Origin of the sequence: Cupriavidus sp. MP-37, assembly GCF_020618415.1 — a bacterium.
GTDB lineage: Bacteria > Pseudomonadota > Gammaproteobacteria > Burkholderiales > Burkholderiaceae > Cupriavidus.
Genome location: NZ_CP085344.1, coordinates 2661134 through 2672940, shown reverse-complemented (window position 1 = coordinate 2672940; position 11807 = coordinate 2661134). Strand labels below are relative to the sequence as shown.

Annotated in this window: 9 protein-coding genes; 8 read left to right on the top strand and 1 reads right to left on the bottom strand. The window is 70.0% G+C overall.

Annotated features, from left to right (window positions below; translation table 11 throughout):
- The first annotated feature begins 1 nt into the window (after position 1).
- Positions 2–862 (top strand): TatD family hydrolase, encoded by an 861-nt coding sequence (locus LIN44_RS12325; RefSeq protein WP_227312319.1) that lies wholly within the window; start codon positions 2–4, stop codon positions 860–862.
- A 72-nt stretch (positions 863–934) separates the two neighbouring features.
- Positions 935–3367 carry a DNA internalization-related competence protein ComEC/Rec2 gene (locus tag LIN44_RS12320; protein ID WP_227312318.1) on the top strand — a complete coding sequence of 811 codons (2433 nt, stop codon included), beginning with the start codon at positions 935–937 and terminating at the stop codon, positions 3365–3367.
- A gap of 22 nt (positions 3368–3389) precedes the next feature.
- On the opposite strand, the gene LIN44_RS12315 is transcribed toward LIN44_RS12320, so the two are convergent.
- Positions 3390–4307 (bottom strand): MurR/RpiR family transcriptional regulator, encoded by a 918-nt coding sequence (locus tag LIN44_RS12315; protein ID WP_227312317.1) that lies wholly within the window; start codon positions 4305–4307, stop codon positions 3390–3392.
- A gap of 268 nt (positions 4308–4575) precedes the next feature.
- Between LIN44_RS12315 and edd the strand changes: the two genes are divergently transcribed.
- The 6 genes from edd (at position 4576) to LIN44_RS12285 (ending at position 11794) form a co-directional block, all read left to right on the top strand.
- Positions 4576–6468, top strand: a complete 1893-nt coding sequence (gene edd, locus LIN44_RS12310) for a phosphogluconate dehydratase (RefSeq protein WP_227312316.1) — start codon at positions 4576–4578, stop codon at positions 6466–6468.
- A gap of 165 nt (positions 6469–6633) precedes the next feature.
- Positions 6634–7140 (top strand): gluconokinase, encoded by a 507-nt coding sequence (locus tag LIN44_RS12305; protein ID WP_227314393.1) that lies wholly within the window; start codon positions 6634–6636, stop codon positions 7138–7140.
- A 348-nt stretch (positions 7141–7488) separates the two neighbouring features.
- Positions 7489–8964 (top strand): circularly permuted type 2 ATP-grasp protein, encoded by a 1476-nt coding sequence (locus LIN44_RS12300; protein ID WP_227312315.1) that lies wholly within the window; start codon positions 7489–7491, stop codon positions 8962–8964.
- Positions 8965–8986: 22 nt separating this feature from the next.
- On the top strand, positions 8987–9976 hold the full coding sequence (locus LIN44_RS12295) for an alpha-E domain-containing protein (protein WP_227312314.1): 990 nt from the start codon (positions 8987–8989) through the stop codon (positions 9974–9976).
- Between the two features lie 42 nt (positions 9977–10018).
- Positions 10019–10858: a transglutaminase family protein gene (locus LIN44_RS12290; RefSeq protein ID WP_227312313.1), complete on the top strand. Its 840-nt coding sequence runs from the start codon at positions 10019–10021 to the stop codon at positions 10856–10858.
- Between the two features lie 114 nt (positions 10859–10972).
- Positions 10973–11794 (top strand): peptidase, encoded by an 822-nt coding sequence (locus tag LIN44_RS12285; protein WP_227312312.1) that lies wholly within the window; start codon positions 10973–10975, stop codon positions 11792–11794.
- Positions 11795–11807 lie beyond the last annotated feature (13 nt).

Genomic DNA, 11807 nt, shown 5'->3' with positions numbered 1-11807 from the left:
CATGTGGATCGACACCCATTGCCACCTCGACGCCGCCGAGTTCGATGCGGACCGCGAGCAGGTCGCCGACGCGGCCGAGGCCGCCGGCGTGCGCGGCATCGTGGTGCCGGCGGTGGCCGCGTGGAACTTCGACACCGTGCGCGCGCTGGCGCATCGCGATGCGCGCTGCGTCTACGCGCTGGGCATCCATCCGCTGTGCTCGCCGGGCGCGGGACAGCCCGAGCTGGACACGCTGCGGCGCCAGGTGGCCGCCAGCATGGACGATCCGCGCTTTGTCGGCATCGGCGAGATCGGGCTCGATTTCTTCGTCGCGGGCCTGGACGAGGACCACCAGACCTGGCTCTACGCCGAACAGCTGAAGCTCGCGCGCGAGTTCGACTTGCCGGTGCTGCTGCATGTGCGCAAGTCGCAGGACCAGGTCGGCGCGCACTTGCGCAAGCTCGGGGTGAAGCGCGGCATTGCCCATGCCTTCAACGGCAGCCACGAACAGGCGCGGCGCTTCGTCGAGCAGGGACTGAAGCTGGGCTTCGGCGGCAATGTCACCTTCAGCCGCGCGCGCCAGATCCGCCGGCTGGCGACGGAGCTGCCGCTGGAAGCGCTGGTGCTGGAAACCGATGCGCCGGACATCGCGCCGGCGTGGCTGTCGGACGACCAGTTCGGTGAACAGCACAAGGCGCGCAACACGCCGGCCGAGGTCGCGGGGGTGGCGCGCGTGATGGCGGAGCTGCGCGGCATCGACGCCCTGGCGCTGGCACAGGCGACCTGGCGCAATGCGGTGGCGGCGCTGCCACGCCTGGCGGCGTTTGCCGACACCATGGCGCCTTCGCTTGCTGGCGGTCACACAACTTCCACGGCTTCTTGACAGGCTGACAAGCTTGGCGCGCCTGCGCGCGGGTACAACTCCGGTGATGCAACTTCAACCGGAGGAGGTGCCGTGCGTCGCTTCGTGGTGGCATTCGTGGCCGGGTGCTGGACCCTGCAGCAGCAAGCGACGCTGCCGCAGCCGCCCGGGCTGCGCCTGGGCGCCGCGCTGCTGGCGTTGTGCGCCATCGGCGTGGCCCTGTGGCGCAGGCGCCTGCCTGCCATGCTGCAAGGCCTGGCGCTGGCGATGCTGGCCTTTGCCATTGCGTTCTGCTGGGCCGCCTGGCGCGCCGAGCAGCGCCTGCGCGAATGGCTGCCGGTGGCGCTGGAAGCCCGTGACCTTGACGTGCGCGGCGTGGTTTCCGGCCTGCCCACCCAGACCGCCACCGGCACGCGTTTCGCGTTCACCGTCGAGCAGTCAGCCGAGCCGGATCTGCCGCTGCCCGGCCGGGTCATCCTCAACTGGCGCGACGCGCCGCCCGACCTGAGCCCGGGGCAGCGCTTCACGCTGACCTTGCGCCTGCGGCGCCCGCGCGGGCTCGCCAATCCGTTCGCCTTCGACTACGCCTACTGGCTGCTGGCACAAGGCTATGGCGCGACCGGCTACGTGCGCCGCGCCCAGGGCCCGCCGCAGGACGCGGCATCCGAGCGGCTGGCCTGGCGCATCGAAGCCTGGCGTGCCGCGGTGCGCGACCGCCTGCGCGCCGCGCTGCCGGCCGGGGCGCGCTACGGCGCCGTGCTGGTCGCGCTGGTGATCGGCGACCAGCGCGCCATCGGGGCGGAGGACTGGCAGCTGTTCCGGCGCACGGGCGTGAGCCACCTGGTGGCCATTTCGGGGCTGCATATCACCATGGTGGCCGGCATGGCGGCGTCGCTCGCCGGACTGTTGTGGCGCCATTCGTTCGGCTGCGGCCGCTGGCTGCGCCGGCCGCTGCCACTGTGGCTGCCGGCCCGGCAAGCCGCGCTGGCGATGGCCGTGGCCACCGCGCTGGACTACGGCATGCTGGCCGGCATGCAGATCCCGGCGCTGCGCACCGTCGCCATGCTGTGCGTCGCGGCAGTCGCGGTATGGGGGGCACGCGCGCCGCCGGCGTCGGTGGTGCTGGCATGGGCAGCGCTGGTGGCGCTGCTGGTGGACCCGTGGGCGGTGATGCTGCCGGGCTTCTGGCTGTCCTTCGGCGCCGTCGCGGTGATCTTTTTCGCCGCCCGTCCCGGACGCGACGCCGCGATCGCGGGGCGCTGGCCACGGCTGCGGGCCACGCTCGCCGCGGGGGCGCGCACCCAGTGGGCTGTCACCATCGGGCTGGTGCCGCTGACGCTGCTGCTGTTCGGCCAGGTCTCGGTGGTGTCGCCGCTTGCCAATGCGGTGGCGATTCCGGTGGTCAGCCTGCTGGTGACGCCGCTGGCACTGCTGTGCGCCGCGCTGCCCGTGGTGCTTGCCGCGCCGGTCATGGCAGTCGCCCACTTTGCGATGGTGGGGCTGGCTGCCGTGCTCGAATGGCTCTCCATGCTGCCCTGGGCGATGTGGGAAGCCGCCAGCGCCGGGCCAGTGGCGCTAATGCTGGCTGCGCTTGGCGTGGCAGTGCTGGTGGCGCCCGTGGCTTCGGCGCGCCTGCGCCGGCATGGCGTGCTGCTGATGCTGCCGATGCTGCTGGCGCGCGGCCCGCCGGTCGCAGACGGCCAGTTCCGCGCGGTGATGTTCGACGTGGGGCAGGGCACGGCGGTGCTGGTGCGCACGCGCGCGCACGCGCTGGTGTACGACGCCGGGCCGGGCTATGCCACGGGCGCCAGCGCGGGCGCGCAGGTGGTGGTGCCGCGATTGCGCGCCGAGGGGGTGACGCGGCTCGATCACCTGATGGTCAGCCATGAAGACATCGACCATGCCGGCGGCGTGGCCGACGTTGTCGGGGCGGTGGCCGTGGCGGCGCGCAGCACCGGTGCACCTGCCGGTCACTTGCTGCTCGGTGGCCGGCAGCCCGGGGCCACGCCGGGCCAATGGCCGCCATGCGCGGCCGGTCAGCAATGGGAGTGGGACGGCGTGCGTTTTTCCGTGCTGCATCCGTTGCCTGAGGAAGCCCAGCTGGCCGCCATCCCCAGCAATGCGCGCAGTTGCGTGCTGCGCGTCGACACGGGCGCGCACAGCCTGCTGCTGACCGGCGATATCGGCCGGGCGCAGGAGCGTGCGTTGATCGAGCGCCTGCCGGCCGGGGCTTTGCGTGCGGACGTGCTGGTGGTGGCGCATCACGGCAGCGGCACCTCGTCCGGCGCCGACTGGATCGAGGCGGTCGGGCCAGCGGCCGCGGTGTTCCAGCTCGGCTATGGCAACCGCTATCGCCATCCGAACGCCGAAGTCTGGGAGCGTTTTGGCCGCTCGGGCATCTCGCGCTATCGCACTGACGAAACCGGCGCGGTGACCCTGGACACGGCGCGCGCGGGTTACACGCTGTCGATGTTCCGGCAGGCCGAGCCGCGCTACTGGCGGGAACGGCCGCCGGCGCCGCGCTAGGGCGCGCCGGTGCCGCCGACGGTCAACCGGCCTTGCGGCGACCGGCGCGCGCCGCGGGCCCCGCCGCCGCTGTGCGCGCGCGGCTTCGGGCCGGCGCCGGCTCGCTACCGGCGATGCGCCGCTCGCGCAGATGCGCCTTGGCGCGCTGCAGGCGCGGCGCGACGGTGTCCGCACGCGCCAGCGCGACGCCGGCGGCGAGCACGTCGCCCAGCACCAGATGGCTGATACGCGAAGTCATCGGCGTGTAGACCTCGCTGTCTTCCTCGACGTCAGAGAACACGCAGACATCGGCGAGCCGGGCCAGCGGCGAGCCGCTATGGGTCAGCGCCAGCACGCTCGCGCCGCTGCTGCGCGCCAGCGTGGCGGCGGTCAGCATGTCCCAGGTGCGGCCGCTGTTGGAAACCAGCACCGCCACGTCGCCCGGGGCCAGCAGCGCCGCCGACATGCTGAACACGTGCGGGTCGGCATAGGCGACGGTCGGCACGCCCAGGCGGAAGAACTTGTGCTGGATATCCAGCGCAACGATGCCGGAGTTGCCGCAGCCATAGAACTCGATGCGCCGCGCACCGGCGAGCAGCCGGATGCCGTGCTCGATCTGGTCGGCCGACAAGGCGTTGCGCACGCTCATCAGCGTGGCGATGGTGCGGTCGAACACCTTGCCGGCGATGTCCGCCGGGCGGTCGTCGGCGGCGACATCCTGGTGCACGAAGGGCGTGCCGCCGCCGACGTTCTGCGCGAACTGCAGCTTGAATTCGCGGAAGCCGTCGTAGCCCAGCGCCGCGCAGAAGCGCGCGATGGTCGGTTGCGACACGCCGGCGCGCGCGGCCAGTTCCGGCATCGACAGCCGGATCACGGCGGCGCCGTGGCGGGCGACATAGTCGGCCAGGCGGCGTTCTGAAGGACGAAGGGTGTCGTAGACGGCAAGAATGCGGTCGCGCATGGCGGCAGGCGGCGGTATCGGCGTGGAAAAGAAATTGTAGAGATTCTACATCGATTCGTGCGGCATCTTGCCGGAAATCAGGCTTGGCTTAGGCTCGGGGTTTGCCCTGATTCCGGCATTTTCTCCGTCGTTGTGACGGCACGGCGGGTCGACGGCCGGCAAGGGCTGGGTATAATGGCGCCCGAGTTGTAGAAAATCTACAGATGGCGGTGCCGCAGAAGCGCCGCCTCGCCCCGCCTCATTTCCGCCCACAAGGAGCGTCATCGCCATGCCTTCCGCCGTCCATGCCGAGCTTCAGGCCGTTACCGACCGCATCGTTGCGCGCAGCCGCGCCAGCCGTGCCGCCTACCTTGCCCGCTGCGAACGCGCGCAGGCGGAACTGGGGCCGCTGCGCGGCATGTCCTGCGCCAACCTGGCGCATGGCTTTGCCGCGCTCCCCGCCAGCGACAAGCTGAAGCTGCGCGTCGACCATGCGCCCAACCTGGGCATCGTCACCGCGTACAACGACATGCTGTCGGCGCACCAGCCCTACGAGCGCTATCCCGCCGTGATCCGCGAGGCCGCGCGCGCGGTCGGCGCGGTGGCGCAGGTGGCGGGCGGCGTGCCGGCGATGTGCGATGGCATCACGCAAGGCAACGCCGGCATGGAGCTGTCGCTGTTCTCGCGCGATGCGATTGCCATGGGCACCGCGGTGGCGCTGTCGCACAACACCTTCGATGCCGCGCTGATGCTGGGGGTGTGCGACAAGATCGTGCCGGGGCTGCTGATGGGCGCGCTGCAGTTCGGCCACCTGCCGATGGTGTTCGTGCCCGCGGGCCCGATGGCGAGCGGGCTGCCCAACAAGGAAAAGGCGCGCGTGCGCCAGCTCTACGCCACCGGCCAGGTGGGACGCGACGCGCTGCTGGAAGCCGAATGCCAGGCCTATCACGGCGCCGGCACCTGCACCTTCTACGGCACCGCCAACAGCAACCAGTTCCTGATGGAAATCATGGGCCTGCACCTGCCGGGCGCGGCCTTCGTCCATCCCGACAGCGGCCTGCGCGACGCGCTGACGGCCGCGGCGGCGCAGCGCGCGATCGCGCTGCGCGCGCGCGGCGACAGCTACCTGCCGCTGGCGCGCATCGTCGACGAACGCGCCATCGCCAATGCCATGGTCGGCCTGCTGGCCACCGGCGGCTCCACCAACCACACCATCCACCTGGTGGCGATGGCGCGCGCCGCCGGCATCATGATCGACTGGAACGACTTCGACCTGCTGTCGCGCATCACGCCGCTGCTGGCGCGGGTCTATCCCAATGGCTCGGCCGATGTGAACCACTTCCATGCCGCCGGCGGCGCCGGCTTCGTGATCCGCGAACTGCTGCAGGCCGGCCTGCTGCACGAGGACGTGCAGACCGTGGCCGGCCCGGGCCTGGCCCGTTACACGCAGGAACCCGTGATGAGCGACGGCGTGCTGCAATGGCGCGACGGCGCCGCGCAGAGCGGCGACCCGCAGGTGCTGGCGACGGCCGCCGCGCCGTTCTCCACCGAGGGCGGCCTGCGACTGATGCAGGGCAACCTGGGCCGCGGCGTGATCAAGGTCTCGGCCGTGGCGCCGGAGCACCGCGTGGTCGAAGCCCCGGTGCGGGTGTTCGATTCGCAGGAGGCGCTGCAGGCGGCGTTCGATGCCGGCGAACTGGGCGGCGACCTGATCGCAGTGGTGCGTTTCCAGGGGCCGAATGCCAACGGCATGCCGGAACTGCACCGGCTGACCCCCGTGCTGGGCGCGCTGCAGGACGCCGGCCACCAGGTGGCGCTGGTGACCGACGGCCGCATGTCCGGCGCCTCGGGCAAGGTGCCGGCGGTGATCCACGTCGGCCCGGAGGCGTTGGCGGGCGGCGCGCTGGCGCGCGTGCGCGATGGCGACCGCATCCGGGTCGACGCCGTAACCGGCACGCTGCAATGGCTGGGCGACGAAAGCGAATTCGCGGCGCGCGCGCCGGCGCGCGCGCCGGCTGACCGGTTCGCGCAGTTCAGCCTGGGGCGCGGCCTGTTCGGCCTGTTCCGGCGCCACGCACGGATCGCGGAAGAGGGCGCCAGCGCACTCGACCTGTCCGAGATGGATGCCGGCGCCGCGGGCGACCACGGCGATACCGCCGCGGTGCGATCCGTCGCACAATAGCCTGGCCAGAGGCCGATTTTCTATCGTGAAGTTTCCCGCGGGGACCACAGCGCCCCGCGAGGTCCTTGGGGCGCGCCGTAACCGCATTCGGCCGGACCCATCAGGACACGCAAGGAACCGACAAGGATGGCACCACCATCCGATACCAAGACCGACGGAGCAGACATGATCTATATCCTGATGGGCGTTTCCGGCAGCGGCAAGACCACGGTCGGCCAGTTGCTGGCGCAGCGGCTGGGCTGCGGCTTCCATGACGCCGATGACTTCCACAGCGATGCCAACAAGGCCAAGATGCACGCCGGCATCCCGCTCACCGACGAAGACCGCTGGCCGTGGCTGGCGGCGATGCGCGCGGCCATCGACTCGGCCCGGGCCGAAGGCCGCACCCATGTGTTCACCTGCTCGGCGCTGCGCCAGGCGTACCGCGACCGGCTGACCCCGCCCGATGGCGGCGTGACCTTCGTGTTCATGAAGGGCGATGCGTCGCTGATCGGCCAGCGCCTGTCGGCGCGCACCGAGCACTTCTTCAACCCCGAGCTGCTGCAAAGCCAGTTCGATACGCTGGAAGAACCCGGCGACGCGCTCACGCTCGATATCCGCCAGCCGCCCGAGGTGCTAGTCGACACCATCCTCGGAGCCACCGTACGGCAGGGCGCCGGCGCGGCGCGCTGACCTGCCGCCATCGCGCGCCACGGGGCATGGGTCCGGGGCGCGACTTCCATCTTTCCTACGGCACAACTGCGGCCGCCGGCCTTGCCGGCGGCTTTTTTGCGTGCGCTGGCAGGCATCTTGCTAGCCTGGCTTCGTGCCGATGCCGAAGGTATAGGCGGCCCGCCGGGCCACCTTGCGGCTTTCGCCGGCGCGGGTATGCTGGAAGGGCCAGTGACTCGACGGCATCACCGCGGCCTGCGCCAACCGGCGCCGCCGCACGGCACGACAGCCAGGGCAACCAGGGCGGCCCGCAGCGGCGCGCACGCGCGCGGCTGCGGCGGCAGCCCGCGACATGGAGGAGCGGCCATCATGGCGGCGCGGTACTTCGACGAGATGCTGGACTGGCGCAATGACGGCGCGCCGGCGCTGATCCACGCGGGACAGGCCTTGCCTGACGGCGCCGTGCGCCCGCACTACCGGCATTTCGCCGAATGGCTGGCGCGCCAGACCGAAGGCACGATGGCCAACAAGCGCGCCGAGGCCGACCTGGTGTTCCGGCGCGTGGGTATCACCTTTGCCGTCTACGGCGACAAGGACGAGGCCAACAGCGGCACCGAGCGCACCATCCCGTTCGACGTGATCCCGCGCATTTTCCCGGCGAGCGAATGGGCGCTGCTTGAAAAAGGCCTGCGCCAGCGCGTGGCCGCGCTGAACCGCTTCATCCATGACATCTACCACGGCCAGGACATCATCCGCGCCGGCGTGATCCCGCCCGACCAGATCTACAACAACGCCCAGTACCGGCCCGAGATGCTCGGCGTCAACGTGCCGCACGACGTCTATGCGCATGTTGCCGGCATCGACGTGGTGCGCGCCGGCGAGGGCGAGTTCTACGTGCTGGAAGACAACCTGCGCGTGCCGTCGGGCGTGTCGTACATGCTCGAGAACCGCAAGATGATGATGCGCTTGTTCCCGGACCTGTTCGCGCGCAACCGCGTCGCACCGGTGGCGCACTATCCCGACCTGCTGCTCGACATGCTGCGCGGGGTCTCGCCGCAGGCGATCGCCGATCCCACCGTGGTGGTGCTGACGCCCGGCATGTACAACTCGGCGTACTTCGAGCATGCCTTCCTGGCGCAGCAGATGGGGGTGGAGCTGGTCGAAGGCAGCGATCTCTTCGTCGAGGACAACCACCTGTTCATGCGCACCACGCAGGGCCCGCAACGCATCGACGTGATCTACCGCCGCGTCGACGACGATTTCCTCGATCCGCTCGCGTTCCGTCCCGATTCCGCGCTGGGCGCCGCCGGGCTGCTGTCGGTCTACCGCGCCGGCAACGTGACCATCTGCAATGCGATCGGCACCGGCGTCGCCGACGACAAGTCGATCTACCCGTATGTGCCGGACATGATCCGCTTCTACCTCGGCGAAGAGGCCGTCCTCAGCAATGTGCCGACCTACATGTGCCGGCGCGCCGATGACCTGCAGTACGTGCTGGACCATATGGGCGAACTGGTGGTCAAGGAAACCCACGGCGCCGGCGGCTACGGCATGCTGGTCGGCCCGGCCGCGACGCGCGCCGAGATCGATGCCTTCCGCGAGGTGGTCAGGTCCCGGCCCGGGCAGTACATCGCGCAGCCCACGCTGGCGCTGTCGACCTGCCCGACCTACGTCGAGGCCGGCATCGCGCCGCGCCATATCGACCTGCGCCCGTTCGTGCTGTCGGGCAAGGAGGTGCGCATGGTGCCGGGCGGGCTGACCCGCGTGGCGCTGCGCGAGGGTTCGCTGGTGGTGAATTCCTCGCAGGGGGGCGGCACCAAGGACACGTGGGTGCTGGAACGATGAACGCCGATCTTGGAGAGCCCACATGCTGAGCCGCACCGCCGACCACCTGTTCTGGATGGCCCGCTACACCGAGCGCGCCGAGAACACCGCGCGCATGCTCGACGTCAACTACCAGACCTCGCTGTTGCCGCAATCGGCGGAAGTGGCAGAGCAGGGCTGGTGGGCGATGCTCGATATCTCGGAACTGACCGAGGTCTTCGACCACAAGTACGGCCTGCTGTCGCGCGACGACGTGATCGACTTCATGGTGCGCGACATGACCAATGCCTCGTCCATCATGAGCTGCCTGCGCGCGGCGCGCGAGAACGCGCGCGCGGTGCGCGGCTCGCTCACCACCGAGGTCTGGGAAACGGTCAACACCACCTGGCTGGAGGTGCAGCGCCTGATCGCCGACGGCGTGCTGAAGGAAGACCCGGCGCGTTTCTTCGAATGGGTCAAGTTCCGCTCGCACCTGGCGCGCGGGGTGCAGTTCGGCACCATGCTCAAGGATGATGCCTTCCACTTCATGCGCCTGGGCACCTTCCTGGAGCGCGCCGACAATACCGCGCGCATACTCGACGTCAAGTTCCAGACCTCTTCCGGCGGGGACGGCGGAGAGGCTCGGAATGGCGCCGGGCCGGGGGCCGAACCTGACCAGAGCGGCCCCAACGACTTCTACCACTGGGCGGCGATCCTGCGTTCGGTATCGGGCTTCGAGGTCTACCGCAAGGTCTATCGCGCGGTGATCACGCCGCAGCGCGTGGCCGAGCTGCTGATCCTGCGCCCGGACATGCCGCGTTCGCTGGTGTCGAGCATGGACGAGGTGGTGTCCATCCTGCATACGGTGCGCAACCAGCATTCGGCGGAAACCGAGCGGCAGGCTGGTAAACTCCACGCCGACCTGAAGTACGCACGTATCGACGATATCTTTGCCGTCGGCCTGCATGCGTACCTGACCAGCTTCCTGGAGCGCATCGGCGACCTCGGCAACGGCATCAGCCGGGACTTCCTGGTGCCGCTGCAGGCGGCCTGAGCCGGGCCACCGGCTGCCTCCGTGCCGCCGCGCCCTGATACCGTGAAATACAAGATCCACCACCATACCGTCTACCGCTACGCCGAACCGGTGCGGCGCAGCGTGCACGAAGTGCGGCTGCAGCCGCGCTCGGGTCCGCTGCAGACCGTTGACTACTGGCAGCTGTCGACGCCGGGCAACCCGTCGGCGGCCCGCGACGGCTTCGGCAACATCGTGCACAACTTCACGGTGGCCGGGCCGGCCACCACCATCGCGATCGAAGCCAGCGGCGAAGTCGAAGTGCTGCCGCCGCATGGCGAGCTCGACCGCGACGGGCACCATGCGTTCTGCGACGCGCCGCCGGATGGCGAGGCGCGGGTGTCGCCGCTGTACTTCCTCGGCAGCACGCCGCTGACCACGGCGCCGCCCGAGATGCAGGCGTTTGCCGCGCCGTTCCTGGCGGCGGGGCATGACATCGATGCGCTGCTGGCGCTGGCGCGCGGCATCGGCGAGCGGGTGCGCTACAAGCCCAACACCACCGATGTCGGCACTTCGGCCGCCGAGGCCTTTGCGCTGGGCAGCGGCGTGTGCCAGGACCAAGCGCAGGTGATGGTGGCGGCATGCCGGGCGCTGGGCATCCCGGCGCGCTATGTCAGCGGCTATTTCTACGACCCGGCCGCGACCGAACTGGCCAGCCACGCCTGGGCCGATGTGTGCCTGGACCCGGCTGGCGAAATCTGGTGCAGCATCGACATCACCCATGGCTGCCTGACCGACGAACGCCATATCCGGCTGGCGGTGGGTCGCGATTACGCGTCGGCGGCACCAGTGCGGGGCATCCTGGACGGCGGCGCCGGCGAGACGCTGGAAGTCAATGTAACCATCACGCCACTTACGACCTGATTAGGTGCTTGCTTCCAGACGCGGCGCTGTGCCGGTGCACGGGCGCTAGAATCCGGAGTGATGCAGGCCACTGCCGGCGCACGCCGGCCGCCACCCAGAACACCAAGACAAACCATGACGTATTGTGTAGCCATGCGGCTGGATGCCGGCCTGGTATTCCTGTCCGATTCCCGCACCAATGCCGGAGTAGACGCCATCTCGACCGCGCGCAAGATGACGGTGTTCGAGGAGCCCGGCGACCGGGTGATGGTGCTGATGACCGCGGGCAACCTGGCGATCAGCCAGTCGGTGCGGCAGATCCTGATCGAGGACCATGACGAGAAGCGCTCGCTGTGGACCGCGCGCGACATGTTCGAGGCCGCCTCGATCGTCGGCGAAGCGGTGCGCCAGGTGCACCGGCGCGATGCCCACGCGCTGCGCGACGCCGGCATCGAGTTCAATGTCAGCCTGATCTTCGGCGGGCAGGTGCGCGGCGAGCGCGTGCGGCTGTTCAATATCTATGCAGCCGGCAATTTCGTCGAGGCCACGCCCGAGAACTGCTATTTCCAGATCGGCGAGGCCAAGTACGGCAAGCCCATCGTCGACCGCGTCGTGCACCCGTCGCTGCCGCTGGCCGAAGGCGCCAAGTGCGCGCTGATCTCGATGGACTCGACGCTGAAGTCCAATATCTCGGTGGGCCTGCCGCTGGACCTGCTGGTCTATGAAGCCGATTCGCTGCAGGTGACGCGCTTTGTCAATATCGACGAGCGCAACGCCTATTTCCGCATGATCCGCGACACCTGGGGGCAGCGCCTGCGCCAGGTCTTCGGCGAGATCCATAACCCCGAGTGGGACCCGGCGGGGCCCGCGGAATTCTCGCTGGCGCGCTCCGGCGAGGCCGACCGCTGGGCCCAGCCGGTGCGGGCCAAGCGCATCCATCCGCGCAAGCCGGACTGAGGCGGCGGCAGAC